Here is a 21,229-nt window from a genome sequence, read left to right as displayed (position 1 = left end):
GCCGGCGATTGAGGCGCAGAGCCGGGCAGAGCCCGGGGACCACCTCAGCCTCGCCGGCGATTGAGGCGCAGAGCCGGGCAGAGCCCGGGGACCACCTCAGCCTCGCCGGCGATTGAGGCGCAGAGCCGGGCAGCGCCCGGGGACCACCTCAGCCTCGCCGGCGATTGAGGCGCAGAGCCGGGCAGCGCCCGGGGACCACCTCAGCCTCGCCGGCGATTGAGGCGCAGAGCCGGGCGGAGCCCGGGGACCACCTCAGCCTCGCCGGCGATTGAGGCGCGGGTCCGGGCAGCGCCCGGTTTCGGGAAGGGGCGGGGAGGGGGACAGGCACCGCGCAGCGGGACACCGGCAGCGGCGGCGGCGTCAGGCTCGGCGGCGGGAGCGCCAGCCCAGGTAGAGGGCGGAGGCGACGGCCGCCCCGCGGACCAGCCACGGCCACATCCCCGAGAAGGCCTCGCCGAGCTGGCCGTCGACGAGCGGGTCGCCCCAGTGGTGGTTCAGCCGCCCCCACACCCACACCACCGCACCGGCGAACACCGCCCCCGGCAGCCCGAACACGACCCACTTCTTCTCCGCGGGCCCGAGCACCCGCGAGGCGTAGGCGACCAGCCAGCCCAGCCCGAGGAGCACCCAGTACCCGCTGACCGCACCGACCGTCAGCAGCAGCGCCGCGAGGAGCAGGAACGCGTGCGGCTTCGGGCGCGCGGCCTCCGCGACGGCCACGTCGGGAGCCGCGGCCTCCTTCTTGCGGCGCCGCCGCTCACGCAGCGCCCGTACGACGGCCCGCCCCCGGGACCCGTCCCTGCCCGCGCCGACCGCATCGGCCTCGGCCGCCTCGTCCTCCTCCGCCGGCACCTTGAAGAGGTCCGGCAGGTCGGGCATCTCGATGCCGCCCGCGAATCCCTCGACCTGCGGCCCGGCGCCGTAGGGGCCGGGGGTGACGCGCCACCAGTCGGGTTCGGCGGACCCGCCCCCGTCGGGGCCGAGTTCGTCCAGCCCGGCGAGGTGCGGCGACGCGGGCCCGGGCGCCGGGGGCGGCGCGGGGGACGGCGCGGTCCGCGGCGGCGGTACGGACTTGCGGCCGCGCAGCCGCCCCGGCCCCCGCTGCTCGGGCACGCCCACAGCCGCCTCCGGAGCCGCGGCCGCCCCCGGCCCGCGCCCCGACGCCAGCGCGTCCAGGATCTCCTCGGGGCTGCCGATCCGGTCGAGGATGCGCCGCACGGCGGCCGGGGTGTCCGGGTCGTACTTGGCACGGCGCCGGTCGATCTCGTCCCGAAGGCCCGTCACCAGCCGCATCCGGTCGCTCGACGGCAGCTGCCGCCGCTGGGCCAAGTCGCCGACCCGGCTCAGATATTCGTAGACCAGATGGTCGCTCTCGATGCCCACGCCCCGGCTCCTCCCGTACCGCCTCGTCGAAAGGTAGCGCGTGCGCCCGTGGAGCGGCCGCGTACGCAGCGGATAACGTGGACCGGATGGGAACCGGCCGAAGACCGGCCGACGCGACCAGGAGGCGACCGTGCCCGAGCCAAGCACCGCAGGGACCGCTCCGCGTTCCCTCGCCGAGGCGCTGCGCGCCCGTGACGACGCCGCGCTCGCCGCTCTGCTGCGCGCCCGGCCGGATCTGCTGAACCCGGTGCCGGGGGACGTCACCCAGCTGGCGACCCGCGCCGGGACCCGCGCGTCGGTGGTGCGCGCCCTGGAACACCTGGACCGGTTCTCGCTGCAGTGCGCGGAGGCGCTGGCGGTGGCCCCGGACCCGTGCCCCTACGAGGCGCTGGAGTCGCTGCTGACCGGGGTGGCCCCGGACGGCGGGGACGACCGGCCGGCCGCCGCCGACGCGGTGCGCGCCGCGCTGCCCGGCGCCCTGCGGACGCTGCGCGACCAGGCCCTCGTGTGGGGCGGGCCGGACGCGGTGCGACTGGTGCGCACGGCAAGGGAGTTGCTGGCCCCGTCGGCTTCGCGGCCCTCCCCCACCGGGCTCGGCCCGACCGTCGCGGAGGCCACCGCGGGGATGTCCCCGGGCCGGGTTCAGGAGATCGTGCTGGCCGCCGGGCTGCCCGCCACCCACGACCCGGTGTCCGCGGTGTCCGCGCTGACCGCCCTGTTCACCGACGGGGAGCGGATGTCGGCGCTGCTCGACGAGGCGCCCGCCGAGGCCCACCAGGTGCTGGGGCGTCTGGTGTGGGGGCCGCCGTACGGGGAGGTGACCGCGAATCCGACGCCGCCGGTGCGCTGGCTGCGCGACCGCGGGCTGCTGCTGCCCGCCTCGACGCGCACGGTCGTCCTCCCGCGCGAGGTGGCCCTGCACCTGCGCGGCGGGCTGGCCCACCGGACGGCGGAGCCGGTGGCCCCGCCGGTGGCCGCCGCGCGCGAGCACCGTCCACAGCTTGTGGACGCGAACGCGGCCGGGCAGGCGCTCGCCGCACTGTCCACGGTCGAGGAACTCGTCAAGTACTGGGAGCACACCGGCCCCGCCGTGCTGCGCGCGGGCGGCCTCGCCGTCCGCGACCTCAAGCGGACCGCCGCCGCCCTGGACACCACCGAGTCCCTCGCCGCGTTCTGGATCGAGCTCGCCTACGCCGCCGGTCTGCTGGCCAGCGACGGCGAGGCCGACGAACGGTACGCGCCCACCCCCGCCTTCGACACCTGGACCGAACTCCCGCCCGCCGAGCGGTGGTCGGCGCTGGCCGCCGCCTGGCTCCCGGCCACCCGTACGTCCGCGCTGGCCGGGGAGCAGGACGCGAAGGGCCGCACCCTGTCCGTCCTCGGCCCCGACCTGGACCGCAGCGCCGCCCCCGAGGTGCGCCGCCGGGTCCTCGAACTCCTCGCCGCGCTGCCCGAGGGCGGCTCCGCCGACCCCGACGCGCTGCTCGCCCGCCTCGCGTGGGAGCGCCCGGTGCGCGGGACCAGTGAGCTGCGGGCCCGCCTCGCGCACTGGACCCTGGCGGAGGCGGAGCTGCTCGGGGTGACCGGGCGCGGGGCGCTGTCGGCCCCCGGCCGGGCGCTGCTCGCGCACGAGGATCCGGGGCCGCTGCTGGCGCCGCTGCTGCCGGAACCGGTGGACCACGTACTGCTCCAGGCCGACCTGACGGCCGTCGCGCCGGGTCCGCTGCGCCGCCCGCTCGGGGACGTGCTGGCCGTGCTCGCCGATGTGGAGTCCAAGGGCGGGGCGACGGTGTACCGGTTCACGCCCGGGTCCGTACGCCGCGCCCTGGACGCCGGGCGGACCGCCGCCGACCTGCACGCCTTCCTCGCCGAGCACAGCCGTACGCCGGTACCGCAGCCGCTGTCCTACCTGATCGACGACGTGGCCCGGCGGCACGGGCACCTGCGGGTGGGCGCGGCCTCCTCCTACGTGCGCTGCGACGACGACGCGGTGCTCGGCGAACTCCTCGCCGACAAACGCTCGGCGGGCCTCGGGCTGCGCCGCCTCGCGCCGACCGTGCTGGCCGCGCAGGCCGAACCGGGCGCGCTGCTCGACGGGCTGCGGGCCATGGGCTACGCCCCGGCCGCCGAATCCCGGACCGGTGACGTACTGGTGGCGCGGGCCGACGCGCACCGCACACCGCGCCGCGCCGCGCCCGTACCCGTCCCGGACGGCCCGCCCGCGCCGGACGCGACCCTGCTGGGCGCGGCGGTACGGGCGATCCGCGCGGGCGACCTGGCGGCGACGGCGGTCCGCAAGGAGCCCGCGCCGTCCGCCGCCGCCTCCGCCCTGCCCGGTGAACTGCCGCGCACGAGCGCGGCGGAGACCCTGGCGACGGTGCAGGCGGCGGCGCTGACCGGCTCGGCGGTGTGGATCGGCTACGTGAACGCGGACGGCGCCGCCAGCCAGCGCGTGATCGCTCCGGTCCGGGTCGAGGGCGGCTTCGTCACCGGCTACGACCACACCGCGGACGAGGTGCGCACCTACGCCCTGCACCGGGTGACGGGCGTGGCGGAACTGGCCGACGACCAGGTGTAGCAGCGCGTGGGCGGACAGCACGCGGGCGGACAGCGCGAGGGCGGCGAAAACCGTTCGCCGCGCCGCCCGGCGAACGGCGATCCTGAGGGCATGTCCCGAGAACCATCCCCGGAACCCTCCCCGGAGCCGTCCCGCCGGATCCGCGCGGCCCACACCGCCGACACCATCACCGTCTACCAGGCCTACGGCCCGCACCTGGGCCCCCCGGCCGCCCGCGACGGCCGCTTCCCGCCCGCCTGGAAGCGGGAGCGGATGACGTGGATCAAGCCGTCGTTCCTGTGGATGATGTACCGCTGCGGCTGGGCCACCAAGGAGGGCCAGGAGACGGTGCTCGCCGTCGAGATCACCCGCGCCGGTTTCGACCACGCGCTGCGCCACGCCTGCCTGTCGCACTACAAGTCCGGCGTCCACTCCGACCACACCGCCTGGCGGCACGCGCTGCGCGCCGCCCCGGCCCGCGTCCAGTGGGATCCCGAGCGGGACCTCCGCCTGAAGGCCCTGCCGTACCGCTCGCTCCAACTGGGCCTGTCCGGGCCCGCGTCCCGGGCGTACGCCGACGAGTGGACGGTGTCCATCCGCGACGTCACCCCGCTGGCCCGGGAGATCCACGCCCTGGTCCGCGCCGGGGACGACGCGGCGGCCCACGCCCTGCTCCCCGCCGAAACCCCCTATCCGGCGGGCCCACTGCCACATCTGGGCACCTAGGCCGCCTCCCCCTTGTACGGTGGCCCAACTGCCGCCGCAGCCAGGGGGGTTCGGGTGGATGTCCGCAACGACGCGGCCGGGATCTACTTCAGCACCGTGGTGCAGGGCGCCCACATCACGCTGACCCTGCCCCGGGAGATCACCCCCGCGCTGAGCGGGATGCCCGCCGCCTCGGGCACCTTCACCGGCCGCGAGGACGTCATGGCGGCCCTGACGGGCGCGCTCGCGCCGCCCACGCCCGACGGCGCGCCCACGCTCCCGGCGCACGCCGTGTCCGGGCTCGCCGGGGTCGGCAAGACCGAGCTGGCCCTGCAGACCGCCCACCACGCCCTGAAGCAGGGGTGGTTCCCCGGCGGGGTGCTCTACGTCGACCTCTTCGGCTACGACGACGACCGGCGCCTCGACCCCGAAGACGCCCTGGCCTCCCTGCTGTACGCCCTCTCCGTCCCCGGGGAGCACATCCCGCACACCCTCCAGGACCGCGAGCGCCTCTACCGCTCGGTGCTCGCCTGCTACGCCGACCAGGGCCGCCGCGTCCTCGTCGTCCTCGACAACGCGAGCAGCTCCGGCCAGGCGGGCCCGCTGCTGCCCGGCGACCCCCGGATCCCCGCCCTGATCACCTCCCGGCACACCCTGTCCGACCTCGGCGCGCGGCTGTACGACCTGGACGTGCTGGAACCGGAATCCGCCGTGGAGCTGCTCCGGCTCGCCGGGCAGGCGGCCCGCGGTGCCGGGGACCAGCGGGTGCGCGAGGACCCCGCCTCCGCCGCCGAGATCGCCCGGCTGTGCGGACACCTGCCGCTGGCCCTGCGGATCGTCGCCGCGCTGCTCGCGGACCTGCCCGCCCGGCCGCTCGCCGACCTGGCCGGGGCCCTCGCCGACAGACAGCGCCGCATGCACCGGCTCTCCCGCGGCGATCTCGGCGTGCGCGCCGCCTTCGAACTGTCCTACCGGAACCTGGGGCCCCGCCAGGCCCGGCTGTTCCGGCTGCTGCCGCTGAACCCGGGCCCCGACCTGTCCACCGAGGCCGCGGCCCGTCTCGCCGACGGGGACCCCTACGACACGGAGGAGCTGCTCCAGGACCTGGCCCGCGGCCACCTCATCGAGGCGGGCACGACCTACGGCCGCTGGCGCATGCACGACCTGATGCGCCTGTACGCCGCCGGCCTCGGCGAGACCCACACCGCGGCCGTCCAGCACCCGGCCGCGGTCCAGCGGCTGCTGAAGCACTATCTGGCCACCTCTTGGGACGCGGTCGGCCACTTCACTGCCGGGATGGTCGTGACGCCCCGGTTCGAGGACCGGCGGGCCGCCCTCGAATGGCTCGACGCGGAATCCGGCTCCCTCACCGCCGCCGTGCCCTTCGCGGTGGCCCAGGGAAACCACGTCTTCGCCATGGCACAGGGCAACCTGTTGCTCGAATACCTGACGCTGCGGCGCATGCCCGATGTGCTGATCGCCGTGTGCGACAGCTGCCTGAGCATCCCCCCGGAGCAGGTCCCCGCACCGATCAGGATCGCCATGGTCGGCGGAAGGGGCGGCGCGCTGATCCTGCTGAGACGCTTCGAGGAGGCCATCGCGGACCACGAGGAGGCGCTGCGCCTCAGCACAGACCATGACGTCCCCCTCGGCCGGGCGGAAGCCCTCAACAACATCGGGCTCGCCCTGGCCTTGATGGGCCGCGCCGAGGAGGCCGTGCCCGTCCTGTACGAGGCGGTCGCCCTCCACCGTGAGGTGGGACAGGCCCCGGACCTCGCGAACGCGCTGAACAACCTGGGCTCGGCACTCACCGGAACGGGCCGGCACGAGGAAGCCGTCCCGGTCCTGATGCAGGGCATCGAGGCGGCCGGGCGCTGCGGCGACCTCCGCGTCAAGGCCGCCAACTGCAACAGCCTGGGGAACGCACTGCGACACCTGGGCCGCCACGAGGAAGCCGTCGCCACCTTCCGGCGGGCGGCCACCCTGTTCCGCGAGGCCGACGACGCGCACGGCGCGGCCAAGGCGGACGGCAACCTGGGCACCGCACTGCGCGAGGCCGGGCTCAGCGACGGCACGGCGGAGCACAGGGCGGTCGCCGCCGCCATCCGCGAACTGGGCGACCCGCACCAGGAAGGCGGGGCCCTGATCAACCTGGGGGTGTCCCTGATGCGGGCCGGACGGCACGACGAGGCCCTCACCGCCCTCGCGGAGGCCGCACGGCTGCTGTGGGAAGCGGGAGACCCGCGCGCCCACGTCGATGCCCTCGTGTGCACGGGGATGGCCCTCGGCCTGGCGCAACGCCCCGCCGAATCCATCGCCGCCTACCGCCGCGCGGTCAGCGCACTGCGGGCGCTGCCGCCCCTGCCGGAGCTGGCCCAGGTCCTGCGCCTCCTCGCCGAGGCCCTGCGGGACGCCGGTCCCCCCGGCTCCGCCGAGGCCCCGACCGTGATGGCCGAGGCCGCCGACGCCTTCGAACGGACCGGTTTCCCCGACGAGGCGGCCCGAGCCCGCACCCACGCCACCCGCATGTCCGCGGACCTGCGATCCCGCTGAACCCCCACACCCGGCGGGCGATACGGCAGACTGGAGGTTTGGCCGTCCGCGCCCGGACCGCCACACCGCCGGAAAGGGACGCTCTTGAACGGGCCTCTGATCGTCCAGAGTGACAAGACCCTCCTGCTTGAGGTCGACCACGAACTGTCCGCCGCCGCGCGGCGGGCCATCGCGCCCTTCGCCGAGCTGGAGCGGGCTCCCGAGCACATCCACACCTACCGGATCACCCCGCTCGGACTGTGGAACGCCCGGGCGGCCGGGCACGACGCCGAGCAGGTCGTGGACGCGCTCGTCGAGTACTCCCGCTACCCGGTGCCGCACGCCCTGCTCGTCGACGTCGCCGAGACGATGGCCCGCTACGGACGGCTCACCCTCACCAAGCACCCCGTGCACGGGCTGGTGCTGACCAGCACCGACCGGCCGGTGCTGGAGGAGATCCTGCGGTCCAAGAAGATCGCCCCGCTCGTCGGCGCGCGGCTCGACGCCGACACGGTCGCCGTGCACCCCTCCGAGCGCGGGCAGATCAAGCAGACCCTGCTGAAGCTGGGCTGGCCCGCCGAGGACCTCGCCGGGTACGTCGACGGTGAGGCGCACCCGATCGAGCTGGCCGAGGACGGCTGGGCGCTGCGCCCCTACCAGCAGCAGGCCGTCGAGGGTTTCTGGCACGGCGGCTCGGGCGTGGTCGTACTGCCCTGTGGCGCGGGCAAGACGCTGGTGGGCGCCGGGGCCATGGCGCAGGCCAAGGCGACCACGCTGATCCTGGTCACGAACACGGTCTCGGCCCGGCAGTGGAAGCACGAGCTGATCAAGCGGACCTCGCTCACCGAGGAGGAGATCGGCGAGTACTCGGGCACCCGCAAGGAGATCCGCCCGGTCACGATCGCGACCTACCAGGTCCTGACGACGAAGCGGAAGGGCATCTATCCGCACCTGGAGCTCTTCGACTCCCGGGACTGGGGCCTGATCGTCTACGACGAGGTGCACCTGCTGCCCGCGCCCGTCTTCAAGTTCACGGCGGACCTGCAGGCCCGGCGGCGGCTCGGACTGACCGCGACGCTGGTGCGCGAGGACGGCCGCGAGTCGGACGTCTTCTCGCTGATCGGCCCCAAGCGGTTCGACGCGCCGTGGAAGGAGATCGAGGCGCAGGGCTACATCGCCCCGGCGGACTGTGTCGAGGTACGGGTCAATCTCACCGAGAGCGAGCGGCTCGCCTACGCGACCGCCGAGACGGAGGAGAAGTACCGCTTCTGTGCGACGACCGCGACGAAGCGGAAGGTCACCGAGGCGTTGGTGCGCAAGCACAAGGGCGAGCAGACGCTGGTGATCGGGCAGTACATCGATCAGCTCGACGAGCTGGGTGAGCACCTGGACGCGCCGGTCATCAAGGGCGAGACCTCGAACGCGCAGCGCGAGAAGCTGTTCAACGCGTTCCGCGAGGGGGAGATCAGCGTGCTGGTCGTCTCGAAGGTCGCGAACTTCTCGATCGACCTCCCGGAGGCGACGGTCGCCATCCAGGTGTCGGGCACCTTCGGCTCCCGCCAGGAGGAGGCACAGCGCCTCGGCCGTGTGCTGCGCCCGAAGGCGGACGGTCACGAGGCCCGCTTCTACTCGGTGGTGGCACGGGACACGATCGACCAGGACTACGCCGCCCACCGCCAGCGCTTCCTCGCCGAACAGGGCTACGCCTACCGGATCATGGACGCCGACGAGCTGCTGGCCGGCGACTGACCGTACGCCGGGGAGTACGCCGGGGAGTACTACGGGGACGTCAGCGACGTATAACGCCGGCGTCCTCGGCGTATTCGCCGAGGAGGACCACGCTCACGGCGGTACCGGCGAAGATCTTCGCCGCCCGCAGCAGGCCGTTCTTGTGTACAGGCTTGGTGGTGGCGCCGCGAGTGTGGCGGCGGCCCTGGCTCGGGGTGAAGGTTGCGGTGCTCATGTATCCAATGGTGCTTTTCCCGCACGGAAATCACATCGCCCTCGGGGCGGAACCTGACACCCTCCCACCTCCTCCTCACGGCGCACGGCGACCCCTAGGGCCCCTACCCAAGGTCTGACACTCTCCGGTATGACACGGGTGGTACCAGCGTCGAAAACGGTTCGCGCCGCGCCGCCCCGCTGACTAGAATCTCCGCTCTTGCCGCCTCCCCTCCCGCCGTCGCTCCACCACGCCGCCGGGGAGAGCCGCCGTCCGCTCGGAAACCGGACGGTCCGATCACAGAGATCAGCAGCTGGAGGCAGTTCCGTGTCCGCAGGCAGTTCCGTGTCCGCCGATCCCCTCGCCCTCGATCCCCTCGATCCCCTCGCCCGGGAACGGGCCCACCTCGCCGCGTCGCGTTCCGCGCTGCGCGCCATGCGCGAGGACGTCGAATCCCTCGACATCCGCGACGTCACCGCGAACTGGGTCAACGCCATCGTCCTGCAGGCCCAGATCGACGACCGGATCAAGGCCCTCGCGGACCTGGCCCACACCCCCCTCTTCTTCGGCCGCCTCAACTACCTGCACGCGCCCGGCGCGTCCGTCGCCGAAGGCGCGGAGGGCGAGCAGTTCTACATCGGCCGCCGCCACGTCCACGACGCGGGCGGCGACCCGATGGTCATCGACTGGCGCGCGCCCGTCTCCCAGCCCTTCTACCGGGCCTCCAAGACCGACCCGCAGGACATCGCGCTGCGCCGCCGCTTCGGTTACACGGGCGGCGAGCTGACGGCGTACGAGGACGAGCACCTCTCCGACCCCGCCGAGGCGTCCGCCGTCAGCAAGCTCCTCCAGCAGGAGATCGAGCGCCCGCGCGTCGGCCCGATGAGGGACATCGTCGCGACGATCCAGCCCGAGCAGGACGAGATCGTCCGCTCCGGCCTCGGCGGATCGGTATGCGTCCAGGGCGGCCCCGGCACCGGGAAGACCGCCGTCGGCCTGCACCGCGTCGCCTACCTCCTCTACGCGCACCGCGACCGGCTCGCCCGCACCGGCACCCTGGTCATCGGGCCGAACCGTTCCTTCCTCCACTACATCGAGCAGGTCCTCCCGGCCCTGGGCGAGCTGGAGGTCAAGCAGGCGACCGTCGACGACCTGGTGGCCCGCCCGGGCGTGGCCGAGATCCGGGCCGTCGACCAGGCCGAGACCGCCGTGGTCAAGGGCGACGCCCGGATGGCGGAGGTGCTGCGCCGGGCCGTACGGTCACACGTCACGCTGCCGACCGAGCCGCTGATGGTGGTCCGCGGATCGCGGCGCTGGCGGGTCCCGGCGTACGAACTCGCCGAGATCGTCGAAGAGCTGCAGAACCGCGACATCCGCTACGGCGCCGCCCACGACGCGCTCCCGCAGCGCATCGCGCACACCGTGCTCGTACGGATGGAGCAGGCGGGCGAGGCCCCCGACGACCGCGTCCAGGACGCCGTGGCCCGCAACCCCGCCGTCAAGGCGGCCGTCAAGCAGATGTGGCCGCCGGTGGACCCGGCGAAGCTGGTGCTGCGGCTGCTGGCCGACCCGGAGTTCCTCGCGGAGCACGCCGAGGGGATCCTCACCGAGGACGAGCAGAAGCTGCTGCTGTGGCCGAAGCCGTTCCGCAGCGTGAAGGCCGCCAAGTGGTCCCCGGCCGACCTCGTCCTCATCGACGAGGCGAACGACCTGGTGGAGCGCACGCACTCGCTCGGCCACGTCGTCCTCGACGAGGCGCAGGACCTGTCGCCGATGCAGTACCGGGCGGTGGGGCGGCGCTGCACGACGGGCTCGGCGACGGTACTGGGCGACCTGGCCCAGGGGACCACTCCGTGGGCCACGCGGAGCTGGGCCGAGGCGCTGGGGCACCTGGGCAAGCCGGAGGCGGTGCTGGAGGAGCTGACGGCCGGTTTCCGCGTGCCGCGCGAGGTGATCGCGTACGCGTCGCGGCTGCTGCCGGAGATCTCGCCGGGGCTGGCCGCGGTGTCCTCGGTGCGTGAGACGCCGGGGTCGCTGGACGTACGGGCCGTCCCGGCCGCCGACGAGCTGACGGGGGCGGTCGTCGCGGCCTGCCGTCAGGCGCTCGCGCACGAGGGGTCGATCGGGCTGATCGCGGCCGACGCGCGGGTCGGGGGGCTGGGGGAAGCCCTGCTGGCGGCGGGGCTGCCGTATCTGGCGCCGGGTGAGGAGACCACGGCCGAGTCCCGGCTGACGCTGGTGCCCGCATCGCTGGCCAAGGGTCTGGAGTACGACTACGTCGTGCTGGACGAGCCGTCGGCCATCGTGGACGGCGAGCCGGACGAACGGACCGGGCTGCGTCGGCTGTACGTCTGCCTGACCCGAGCCGTCTCCGGCCTGACGGCCCTGCACACGTCCGCCCTGCCGGCGGCCCTGGCCTAACCCGTCCCGGGGGGGGGCGCGGAGGCCGAATGGCAACCTGCGGCGCATCTGCCCTCCGGGGGCGCCTCAAACGCCGGCGAGGCTGACTTTGGCCGCGTCCTCGGACGGCCGGCGAGGCTGATTCTGGCCCCGACCTCGCCCCGGGCCCGGGCGCACGGAGCCCAGACGGCGACCTCCGGCACATCCGCCCTCCGGGGGCGCCTCAAACGCCGGCGAGGCTGACTTTGGCCGCGCCCTCGGACGGCCGGCGAGGCTGACTTTGGCCCCGTCCTCGGACGCCTGCCGAGACCCCCCAGCCCCGCAGGAAACCCCAGCCCCGCCGGCGTTTGAGGCGCCCCCGGAGGGCCAACCGGCCGCAGGCGGCGTCCGGCCCGCAGCCACACCATCCCCAGCCGCACCCCACCACCCCCAGCCCCAGCCCCGCCGGCGTTTGAGGCGCCCCCGGAGGGCAGCGGAGCCGCAGGCGGCACTCCGGGGCGCGCCCGTCCCCCGGGTCCGGGTCGGGCAGCACCCGGGGCGCGGCGTCAGGGCGAGGCCCGGGGCGCGGTGTCAGGGCAGGGCCGTCAGGACAGGGCCTCGCGCCATTCCGCGACCGCGGCCGGGTTGACCGGGGCCGACCAGCCTTCGGGGCGGGCCGCGCCGCCGATGTGGAAGGCGTCCACGCCCGCCGCCCGCAGCCGCGGCAGGTGGTGCAGGCCCAGCCCGCCGCCGACCAGGATCCGCGCCTCGTAGCCGGGCTCACCGCGCCGCGCGGCCTCCGCGAGGAGCATCGGCAGGCCCGCGTCCACGCCATCGGCGGCGCCCGCCGTCAGGTAGGTGTCCAGGCCGGGCAGGTCCGCGAGGGCCTTGCGCAGGCCGTCCCGGTCCGCGGCCCGGTCGATGGCCCGGTGGAAGGTCCAGCGGCAGCCGTCCAGCTCCGCGACCAGCGCCTCGACCGTCTTGAGGTCGGGGGTCCCGTCCGGGTTGAGGAAGCCGAGTACGAACTCCTCCGCGCCCTCCGCCCGCAGCGCCCGCGCGTTCTCGGTCAGCGCGTCGACGTCGCCCGCGGCGAAACCGTCCGCCAGCCGCAGCATCACCCGCAGCGGGATGTCGACGGCCGCCCGGATCGCCGCGAAGGTCTCGCGCGGCGGGGTGAGTCCGTCGGCGGCCATGTCGGTGACCAGTTCCAGACGGTCCGCCCCACCGGCCTGGGCCGCGACCGCGTCCTCCGCGTCGAGGGCGATCACCTCCAGGAGCGCACGGTTGCTCATTTGACCCCATCCTTCGGATTGCTGCTCGTATGACTGGTATGGAAAATAGGTCTAGTCCAATATCCAGGGTACGGCTCCTCCGGCACCCTCACCAGCAGAATCACGCCACCCGCACAATGTGCGCATGGACTCCGACACCCCGCAGCTCCAGCAGGACCTCCGCGCCGCCTGGCACCGGACCGCCACCGAAGCCGGAGCCGACCGCGATCCCGGCCCCTACGCCGACCGGCTGCTCGCAGCCTGGGCCGAGCCCTGGCGCCGCTACCACTCCACCGCGCACCTGGCCGCCGTACTCACCCACGTCGACACGCTGGCCCCGCACGCCGCCGATCCGGTCGCCGTCCGCCTCGCCGCCTGGTTCCACGACGCCGTCTACCGCCCCGACCGCTCCGAGAACGAGGAGCGCAGCGCCGCACTCGCCGAGCGCGCCCTGCCCGAACTCGGCGTCGGCGCGGCCCGCACCGCCGAGGTGGCCCGGCTCGTCCGGCTCACCGTCACCCACGACCCCGCCCCCGGCGACACCGACGGCGAGGTGCTCTGCGACGCGGACCTCGCCGTCCTGGCCGGGTCCCCGCAGGCCTACGCCGCCTACGCCGCCGCCGTCCGCGAGGAGTACGGCTTCGTCCCCGACCAGGCCTTCCGGGCCGGCCGCGCGGCCGTACTGCGCCAGCTCCTGGCCCTGCCCCGGCTCTTCCGCACCCCGTACGGCGCCGCGCACTGGGAGGCCCCGGCCCGCGCCAACCTCGCCGCCGAAGCCACACAGCTCGAGCAAAACGTCTCATAACGGAATGTCCGGGAATGCGGCGGCGTTCCGCGCGGTTGGTGCAGATCATGCCCGCAGCAGCCGAACGCACCCGCATGCCCGTCGCCGTCTACATCCTCGGCCTCTCCGTCTTCGCCCTCGGGACCAGCGAATTCATGCTGTCCGGGCTGCTGCCACCCATCGCCGAGGACATGGGCGTGAGCATCCCGCAGGCGGGCCTGCTCATATCCGCCTTCGCGATCGGCATGGTCGTCGGCGCCCCGCTGCTCGCCGTGGCCACCCTGCGGCTGCCCCGGCGCACCACCCTCATCTCCCTGATCAGCCTCTTCGGCCTCGGACAGGTCGCGGGCGCGCTCGCCCCGACCTACGAGCTGCTCTTCGCCTCCCGCATCGTCTCCGCCCTCGCCTGCGCGGGTTTCTGGGCCGTCGGCGCGGCCGTCGCGATCGCCATGGTCGAGCGGAACCAGCGGGCCCGCGCCATGGCCGTCATGATCGGCGGCCTGTCCATCGCGAACGTCCTCGGCGTCCCGGCGGGCGCCTTCCTGGGTGAGCACCTGGGCTGGCGTTCCGCGTTCTGGTCGGTCGGCGCCGCCTCCGCGATCGCGCTGGTCGGCATCCTGGCGCTGATCCCGCCGATCCCGCTGCCCGCCGAGAAGCCGCGGCTGGTGCGCGAGCTGCGCATCTACCGCGACCGTCAGGTCTGGCTGTCCATCGGCGTCACCGCGCTCGCCGCGGGCGGTGTCTTCTGCGCCTTCAGCTACCTCTCCCCGCTGCTCACCGATGTCGCCGGGCTGGACGCGGGCTGGGTGCCGTGGATCCTCGGCCTCTTCGGCGTCGGCGCGCTCATCGGTACGACGGTCGGCGGCCGGGTCGCCGACGCGCACCTCTTCGGGGTGCTGCTCTGGGGCATCAGCGCCTCCACCGTCTTCCTGACCGCGCTCGCGCTGCTGGCCTCCGCGCAGGCCGCCGCGATCGCGCTGGCGTTCCTGCTGGGCTTCTCCGCCTTCTTCACGGCCCCGGCGCTCAACGCCCGCATGTTCAATGTGGCGGGCGCCGCCCCGACCCTGGCCGGGGCGACCACCACGGCCGCCTTCAACCTGGGCAACACCGGCGGCCCCTGGCTCGGCGGTACGGTCATCGACGCGGGCTGGGGCTTCGCCGCCACCGCCTGGGCGGGCGCCGCCATGACGGCCACCGCGATCGCGCTGGCCGTCGTCTCCCTGCGCCTGGACCGCCGTACGCCGCCCCGCGCGACCCGCGTCGTGACCTCGTCCGCCCCCGCCCCGGCCCTGCGGAACAACCGGGTCCAGGAAGACCTGGTCTAGTACGGAGCCGGGCGCCCCTTGGGCCGCCGCAGGCCCGCCGCCGTGATCCGGCGGACGATCTCCTTGCTGCCGACCTCGACGGCGCCCGCGCGCACCGCGTCCGCGTACCGGTGCGCGGGCACGTCGTAGTGGTCGCGCTCGAAGGCCCGCTCCGGGCAGCCGATGCGCGCCGCGAAGGCGTGCAGCTCCTCGAACGAGACGTCGCTGACCAGGTGGGACCACATCCGGCCGTGCCCCGGCCAGGTGGGCGGGTCGATGTAGAGGGTCACCGGCGCCCCGGACTAACGGCCGAGGACGGCGCCGAGGCCGCCCACCGCGGCCACCTTCACGCCCTGCTTCCCGCACACCCAGTGTGGATCGGGCCCGAGTTCCGGATCGACGTCCATCGCGTGCAGATCGGCGTGCGAGCACACCGGGCACAGCGGCCAGCGCCCGTGCTTCTCCAGGAGCGCGTCCTGCACGTCCTGGGCGACGAGCCCGGCGAGGTAGCCGGCGCCCTCCGGCCACTGCTCCGCCCACCAGCGGCGGTGCACGACCGAGTCCTCGACGAGGGAGACGACATCGGCTTCGGCGACCTCACCCGCGATGAGGTCGGCGAGTACAAGAGCGCGAGCGGCGTGCAGTGCCTGCTCCAGGGGTGGGGTCGCGTGGTCCATACGAGTCATTGTGGACCCCGGCAAGCCAAGTGGCGAAGGTCCCCCCGGTCCGGGGCCTCATGGCGTCTTGACGCCCGGAACGGCCTGAAAATATCTTTCAAGGGTGAGCGAAAACCAGAAGGAAACTTTCAGCCGGACCAAGGTCGCGACGGCACCCGCCCCGGCGGCCATCCCCGGCCCCGAGACCCTGCGCGCCAAGATCCGCGCGCTCGGCCCCGCCATGACCCGTTCCATGCTGGTCGTCGCCGAAGCCGTCGCCGCCGACCCGGCCGACTGCTCGCAGCTCACCGTCACCGCGCTGGCCGCCCGCACCGGCACCAGCGAGGCCACCGTGGTCCGCACCGCCCGCCTCCTCGGCTACCCCGGCTACCGGGACCTGCGCCTGGCCCTCGCCGCGATCGCCGCCCGCCAGGAGTCCGGCGCCTCCCCCGCCGTCACCGCCGACATAGCCGTCGACGACCCGATCGCGGACGTCGTCGCCAAACTGGCCTACGAGGAGCAGCAGACCCTCGCCGAAACCGCCGCGGGCCTGGACCACGCCCAGCTCGCGGCGGCCGTCGCCGCGCTCGCCGCGGCCCGCCGCATCGACATCTACGGCGTCGGCGCCTCCGCCCTGGTCGCCCAGGACCTCGCGCAGAAGCTGCTCCGCATCGGCCTGATCGCCCACGCGCACGGCGACCCGCACCTGGCCATCACCAACGCCGTCCTGCTGCGCCCCGGCGACGCGGCGGTCGCGATCACCCACTCCGGTTCCACCGGCGATGTGATCGAGCCGCTGCGCCACGCCTTCGAGCACGGCGCGGCCACCATCGCCATCACCGGCCGCCCCGGCGGCCCGGTCTCCCGCTACGCCGACCTCGTGCTCGCCACCTCCGCCGCCCGGGAGACCGAGCTGCGCCCGGCCGCCATGTCGAGCAGGACCAGCCAACTGCTCGTCGTCGACTGCCTGTTCGTCGGCATCGCGCAACGGTCCTACGCGACGGCCGCCCCCGCACTGGCCGCCTCCTACGAGGCCCTCGCGCCCCGGCACCGAGCCTCAGCCCCCGGCACGCCCCGCACCCCCGGCACCGCCCGCTAGGAGCCCTTCGCCATGACCCCCGACACGACGACCGGCACGGCCACGGCCTACGCCGCCCTCCGCGCCCAGCTCGACACCCTCACCACCGAGGCGTTCCGCCCCGAGCTGGCCGACATCGACCAGCTGTCGACCCTCGACATCGCCGTCACCATGAACGCCGAGGACGCCACCGTCCCCACCGCCGTCGCCGCCCAGCTGCCCCGGATCGCCACCGCCGTCGACGCGATCGCGGAGCGCATGGCCCGCGGCGGCCGGCTGGTCTACGCGGGCGCGGGCACGGCGGGCCGGATGGGCGTCCTGGACGCGAGCGAGTGCCCGCCCACCTTCAACACCGACCCGTCCGTGGTCGTCGGCCTGATCGCGGGCGGCCCCTCCGCCATGGTCAAGGCCGTCGAGGGCGCCGAGGACTCCAAGGAGCTGGCGGTGGCGGACCTCACCGCCCTCGCCCTGACCGCCGACGACACGGTCATCGGCGTCTCGGCCTCCGGGCGCACCCCGTACGCCATCGGCGCCGTCGAGTTCGCCCGTACGCGCGGCGCCCTGAGCGTCGGGCTGTCCTGCAACGCGGACTCCGCGCTCGGCGCGGCCGCCGACCACCCCGTCGAGGTCGTCGTCGGCCCCGAGCTGCTCACCGGCTCCACCCGGCTCAAGGCGGGCACGGCCCAGAAGCTCGTCCTGAACCTCATCTCGACGATCGTGATGATCCGCCTCGGCAAGACGTACGGAAACCTGATGGTCGACCTGCGCGCCTCCAACGAGAAGCTGCGCGCCCGCTCCCGCCGCATCGTGGCCCTCGCCACCGGCGCCCCCGACGAGGAGATCGAGGCCGCGCTGAGCGCCACGGACGGCGAGGTCAAGCACGCCATCCTGGTCATCCTCGGCGCGGTCGACGCCCCCACGGCCGCCGCCCTGCTGGAGTCCTCCCACGGCCACCTCCGCGAGGCCCTCGCCGCGTCCCGCCCGGCCGCCACCGCCTGACCCGACCCGACCGACCCGCCCGACCCACCACCGAGGGACGACCCGCCCCATGTCCACAGACAAGAACCGCGCCACCGCCGCCGCGATCCTTCCGCTGGTCGGCGGCCCCGGCAACATCCTCTCGATCGCGCACTGCATGACCCGGCTGCGGATCGGCCTGCGCGACCGGACCCTCGTCCAGGACGAGGCCCTCAAAGCCCTCCCCGCGGTGCTGGGCGTCGTAGAAGACGACACCTACCAGATCGTCCTCGGCCCGGGCACCGTCGCCCGCGTCACTCCGGAACTGGAGGCCTTGGTCGCGGAAGAACGCGCCAAGGCCCCGGCACCCGAAGCGCCCCACCCCGTCACGGCCGACGAACTCGCCGCCCAGGGCGCGGCCCTCAAGCAGGCGCAGAAGGCGAAGAACTCCACCCCCTTCAAGCTCTTCCTGCGCCGCGTCGCGAACATCTTCGTCCCGCTGATCCCCGCCCTCATCGGCTGCGGCATCATCGCGGGCCTGAACGGCCTGCTCACCAACTTCGGCTGGCTGCCCGCCCTCGTCCCCGCGCTCGCCGCGATGGCCTCCGGCTTCATGTCGCTGATCGCGGTCTTCGTCGGCTACAACACGGCCAAGGAGTTCGGCGGTACGCCGGTCCTGGGCGGGGCCGTCGCCGCGATCATCGTCTTCCCCGGCGTCGCGAAGATCGACGCCTTCGGCCAGCACCTCTCCCCCGGCCAGGGCGGTGTCCTCGGCGCGCTGGCCGCCGCGCTGCTCGCCGTGTACGTCGAGAAGTGGTGCCGCCGCTGGGTCCCCGAGGCCCTCGACGTCCTGGTCACCCCCACCCTCACCGTGCTGCTCTCCGGCCTCGTCACCCTCTTCGGCCTGATGTTCCTCGCCGGTGAGGCCTCCCACGCCATCGGTACGTTCGCCACCTGGCTGCTCGCCACCGGCGGCGCCTTCGCCGGGCTGGTCCTCGGCGGGCTCTTCCTCCCCCTGGTCATGCTCGGCCTGCACCAGGCCCTGATCCCGATCCACACCACGCTGATCGAGCAGACCGGCTACACCGTCCTGCTGCCGATCCTCGCCATGGCGGGCGCGGGCCAGGTCGGCGCGGCCATCGCGGTCTACTACCGCCTCCCGCGCAACGGTTCGCTGCGCCGCACCATCAAGTCCGCGCTCCCCGCCGGTTTCCTCGGCGTGGGCGAACCCCTCATCTACGGTGTCTCCCTCCCCCTGGGCCGCCCCTTCGTCACCGCCTGCGTCGGCGGCGCGGCGGGCGGGGCCTTCATCGGCCTCTTCAACCAACTGGGCGTCGCGTTCGGTTCGACCGCGATCGGCCCCTCGGGCTGGGCCCTGTTCCCGCTGCTCAACGGCAAGGCCGGGCTGGGCGCGACCATCGCCATCTACGCGGGCGGCCTGGCCGTCGGCTATGCGGTCGGCTTCCTCGCCACCTACTTCTTCGGCTTCACGAAGCAGATGCTGCTGGACCTGAACACCGACCCGGAGCCGGACCCGGCCGCCGCGACCGCCACGGACACGACCTCGCCGGCCCCCGATACCGCGAAGGAACCGGCGCTGTCGTAGGACCGCGCCGCGCTACCGTGCCGCGGGCTGGCTCGGCAGGTTGAACACGTTCCCGGGCGAGGCGATCTTCGTGATCGCCTCACCGAAGACCGTGGAGGGCTCCGCGCCCTTGTAGTTGATGTCGGTGTTCAGCACGACCACGAGGGTCGCCTTCGCCTCGGGCAGGTAGATGGTCAGCGTCTCGTAGCCCGGCAGCGAACCGTTGTGCCCGGTCCAGCCCTGCACCCTGAAGATGCCGAGACCGTACCCGGCGCCCGGGATCGTGGTCTTGATCGTGTCCAGCCGCTCCTTCTGCGTGGCGGCGCTGATCAGCGGCTTCCCGTCGGGCAGCACCCCGGTGGCCACGGTCGGCGCCCAGGTCCGCAGGTCGTCGAGGGTCGAGATCATCGCCCCGGCCGCCCATCCCCAGGACGGGTTCCAGTCGGCGGAGTCCTCGACCTTCCCGCTGGCGGTCTGGTCCGTGTACCCCTGCGCGTGCGGCTCCGGGAACTCCGCGCCCTTCGGGAAGAGCGTCTGGTGCATGCCCGCCGGGGTGACGACGTACTCCTGTATGTAGTCCGCGAGCGTATCCCCGCTCAGCTTCTCGACCACCAGCCCGAGCAGGATGAGATTCGTGTTGCAGTAGAGGAACTTCGCCCCCGGCGCGAAGAGCACCGGGTGCTTGAAGGAGTACGCGAGCAGCTCCTGCGGCGTGAACGGCTTGTCGGGGTTGGTCGTCAGCGCCTTGTAGAAGCCCTCGTCCGCCGAGTAGTTGAAGAGCCCGCTGCGCATTTCGGCGAGCTGGCGCAGGGTGATCTTGTCGCCGTTCGGCACCCCGGAGATGTACTTGGCGATGGGATCGTCCAGCCCCGCCTTCCCCTGGTCCACCAGCTGGAGCAGCGCGGTCACCGTGAAGGTCTTGGTCTCGCTGCCGATCCGTATGTGCAGGTCCTGGGTCATCTTCTGCCCGCTGGCCTTGTCCGCGACCCCGAAGGACCGTACGTACTGCCCCTTGTCCGGAGTCCACAGCCCGACGCTCACCCCGGGCACGTTCGCCTCGTGCATGACCCGCTGCACGGCCGCGTCCAGCTGCCGGGCCACGGCGGGCGTGAGCTGCCGTACGGTCCCGGGCGCGACCGGCGGCTCGGTCGCGGCGGCGGCACCCGTTACGGAACCCGCCCTATCCGCGAACGCGACCCCGCCCGCTACGGGCACGAACAACGCCCCGACCGCGACGGCGGTCACGGCCCCCCTGCGCAACCGAATGGACGAGTGCGTCATGGCCGTACTCCTGCCACACGAGAACAAACCCGAGCTTCCAGCGTAGGCCGTCACGGGTGGGCCCGCTCGTGGAGCGGAGGGCCGCTGAGCCTGGCCCGCTTGGCCGCGACGTCCTGCGGGTCGGCCGGGCCGTTGACCTCCTCGAAGTGGGCGATGAGTTCGTCCAGGCCCGCACTCCCACTCTCGGATTCGGCAGCCGTACGCAGGAACCGGACCAGGTCATCGACGCTGTAGCCGAGCTTCGGGCCCCGCTCGGCGGCCATCAGCAGCAGTTGGCCCACGATCTCCGCGCCCCAGCCGTCCGTACCGTCCGCCGACCACTCCCAGAGCTTCTCGATGCCGAGGTCGGTCATCAGCAGCCCGTACCGGACCCGGATCTCACGGCAGGTCTCGCCAACGGCGTCCAGGAGCCGCACACCCGGCCGCTCGCAGCGCAGCCCGAAGTACCCGCCGATGTCCTCGACCACGCACCCTTCCGGCGGCGCCGCCCTGATCGGGTCGTACCTCGGGTCGTCGAAGCCCGGGAAGTCGTCCACCGGACAGTGGACCAGCGTGAACCGCTGCGCCCCCGCCGGCCCAGGCGCCCCGGTCACGGGTGGGCCCGCTCGTGGAGCACGGCCGCCAGCCGCATCGCCGTGTCCAGGTTGCACCGGCCGAGATCGACCAGCGGGAGCCCGTACGTCCCGGCCGCCGACACCACGTCCACCCCGAGGGACGGGAACACCACCCCGACGCCGTCCAGCGCCTCCTTGAGCTGGCCGACGGCCTCCTCCGCCGCCCGGCGCCGCTCCTTCGGGGTCATCACCATGACATGT

At 73.9% G+C, this 21,229-nt stretch carries 18 protein-coding genes; 10 read left to right on the top strand and 8 right to left on the bottom strand.

Annotation, left to right across the window (positions count from 1 at the left end; genetic code table 11):
* Positions 1-360 precede the first annotated feature (360 nt).
* Entirely contained in the window at positions 361-1,383 is a 1,023-nt protein-coding gene (locus tag OHS33_RS20135) for a hypothetical protein (protein ID WP_330331794.1), read from the bottom strand.
* Between the two features lie 130 nt (positions 1,384-1,513).
* Here OHS33_RS20135 and OHS33_RS20130 point away from each other — a divergent pair, with 130 nt between their 5' ends.
* The 4 genes from OHS33_RS20130 (at position 1,514) to OHS33_RS20115 (ending at position 8,926) form a co-directional block, all read left to right on the top strand.
* On the top strand, positions 1,514-3,961 hold the full coding sequence (locus OHS33_RS20130) for a helicase C-terminal domain-containing protein (protein WP_330331793.1): 2,448 nt from the start codon (positions 1,514-1,516) through the stop codon (positions 3,959-3,961).
* Positions 3,962-4,051: 90 nt separating this feature from the next.
* The gene (locus tag OHS33_RS20125) at positions 4,052-4,666 is read left to right on the top strand and encodes a DUF4291 domain-containing protein (RefSeq protein ID WP_330331792.1); all 615 of its coding nucleotides are present in this window, start codon (positions 4,052-4,054) and stop codon (positions 4,664-4,666) included.
* 54 nt (positions 4,667-4,720) lie between these two features.
* Complete coding sequence (locus OHS33_RS20120) at positions 4,721-7,198, top strand: ATP-binding protein (protein ID WP_330331791.1); 2,478 nt, start codon at positions 4,721-4,723, stop codon at positions 7,196-7,198.
* Between the two features lie 84 nt (positions 7,199-7,282).
* Positions 7,283-8,926, top strand: a complete 1,644-nt coding sequence (locus OHS33_RS20115) for a DNA repair helicase XPB (RefSeq protein ID WP_330331790.1) — start codon at positions 7,283-7,285, stop codon at positions 8,924-8,926.
* Positions 8,927-8,966: 40 nt separating this feature from the next.
* Here OHS33_RS20115 and OHS33_RS20110 read toward each other — a convergent pair whose 3' ends face one another.
* Positions 8,967-9,140: a hypothetical protein gene (locus OHS33_RS20110; protein ID WP_330331789.1), complete on the bottom strand. Its 174-nt coding sequence runs from the start codon at positions 9,138-9,140 to the stop codon at positions 8,967-8,969.
* Positions 9,141-9,554: 414 nt separating this feature from the next.
* Between OHS33_RS20110 and OHS33_RS20105 the strand changes: the two genes are divergently transcribed.
* Positions 9,555-11,540, top strand: coding sequence for a HelD family protein (locus OHS33_RS20105; RefSeq protein ID WP_330335120.1), 1,986 nt, complete (start codon positions 9,555-9,557; stop codon positions 11,538-11,540).
* A gap of 563 nt (positions 11,541-12,103) precedes the next feature.
* Here OHS33_RS20105 and OHS33_RS20100 read toward each other — a convergent pair.
* On the bottom strand, positions 12,104-12,790 hold the full coding sequence (locus OHS33_RS20100; RefSeq protein ID WP_330331788.1) for a copper homeostasis protein CutC: 687 nt from the start codon (positions 12,788-12,790) through the stop codon (positions 12,104-12,106).
* 124 nt (positions 12,791-12,914) lie between these two features.
* Here OHS33_RS20100 and OHS33_RS20095 point away from each other — a divergent pair, with 124 nt between their 5' ends.
* Both OHS33_RS20095 and OHS33_RS20090 read left to right on the top strand, forming a co-directional pair.
* On the top strand, positions 12,915-13,574 hold the full coding sequence (locus OHS33_RS20095; protein ID WP_330331787.1) for an HD domain-containing protein: 660 nt from the start codon (positions 12,915-12,917) through the stop codon (positions 13,572-13,574).
* 74 nt (positions 13,575-13,648) lie between these two features.
* A complete protein-coding gene (locus tag OHS33_RS20090) occupies positions 13,649-14,878 on the top strand; it encodes a Cmx/CmrA family chloramphenicol efflux MFS transporter (RefSeq protein ID WP_330335119.1) in 1,230 nt (409 codons plus the stop codon).
* On the opposite strand, the gene OHS33_RS20085 is transcribed toward OHS33_RS20090, so the two are convergent.
* Together OHS33_RS20085 and OHS33_RS20080 are read right to left on the bottom strand one after the other, a co-directional pair.
* Positions 14,875-15,147 carry a DUF4031 domain-containing protein gene (locus OHS33_RS20085; RefSeq protein WP_330331786.1) on the bottom strand — a complete coding sequence of 91 codons (273 nt, stop codon included), beginning with the start codon at positions 15,145-15,147 and terminating at the stop codon, positions 14,875-14,877. The two genes, OHS33_RS20090 and OHS33_RS20085, sit on opposite strands and share 4 nt — an antisense overlap.
* 12 nt (positions 15,148-15,159) lie before the next feature.
* The gene (locus tag OHS33_RS20080; RefSeq protein WP_330331785.1) at positions 15,160-15,534 is read right to left on the bottom strand and encodes a hypothetical protein; all 375 of its coding nucleotides are present in this window, start codon (positions 15,532-15,534) and stop codon (positions 15,160-15,162) included.
* Positions 15,535-15,703: 169 nt separating this feature from the next.
* On the opposite strand from OHS33_RS20080, the gene OHS33_RS20075 reads away from it, so the two are divergent.
* From OHS33_RS20075 to OHS33_RS20065, 3 genes are read left to right on the top strand one after another with little or no spacing between them, the layout of a single operon-like run.
* Positions 15,704-16,612, top strand: a complete 909-nt coding sequence (locus tag OHS33_RS20075; protein WP_330335118.1) for a MurR/RpiR family transcriptional regulator — start codon at positions 15,704-15,706, stop codon at positions 16,610-16,612.
* Positions 16,613-16,624: 12 nt separating this feature from the next.
* Positions 16,625-17,590 (top strand): N-acetylmuramic acid 6-phosphate etherase, encoded by a 966-nt coding sequence (gene murQ / locus OHS33_RS20070; RefSeq protein WP_330331784.1) that lies wholly within the window; start codon positions 16,625-16,627, stop codon positions 17,588-17,590.
* A gap of 49 nt (positions 17,591-17,639) precedes the next feature.
* Positions 17,640-19,154 (top strand): PTS transporter subunit EIIC, encoded by a 1,515-nt coding sequence (locus OHS33_RS20065; protein WP_330331783.1) that lies wholly within the window; start codon positions 17,640-17,642, stop codon positions 19,152-19,154.
* Positions 19,155-19,166: 12 nt separating this feature from the next.
* On the opposite strand, the gene OHS33_RS20060 is transcribed toward OHS33_RS20065, so the two are convergent.
* Genes OHS33_RS20060 through OHS33_RS20050 form a run of 3 tightly spaced genes read right to left on the bottom strand, consistent with a single transcriptional unit; the run spans position 19,167 to position 21,222 of the window.
* A complete protein-coding gene (locus OHS33_RS20060; protein WP_330331782.1) occupies positions 19,167-20,414 on the bottom strand; it encodes a serine hydrolase domain-containing protein in 1,248 nt (415 codons plus the stop codon).
* 50 nt (positions 20,415-20,464) lie between these two features.
* Positions 20,465-21,007, bottom strand: a complete 543-nt coding sequence (locus tag OHS33_RS20055; protein WP_330331781.1) for an amidase — start codon at positions 21,005-21,007, stop codon at positions 20,465-20,467.
* Positions 21,004-21,222: a hypothetical protein gene (locus tag OHS33_RS20050; protein WP_330331780.1), complete on the bottom strand. Its 219-nt coding sequence runs from the start codon at positions 21,220-21,222 to the stop codon at positions 21,004-21,006. Before OHS33_RS20050 ends, OHS33_RS20055 begins: the two co-directional genes overlap by 4 nt.
* Between the last annotated feature and the right edge of the window lie 7 nt (positions 21,223-21,229).

Source organism: Streptomyces sp. NBC_00536, from assembly GCF_036346295.1.
Lineage (GTDB): Bacteria > Actinomycetota > Actinomycetes > Streptomycetales > Streptomycetaceae > Streptomyces.
This window is presented reverse-complemented; position numbering and strand designations above follow the sequence as displayed.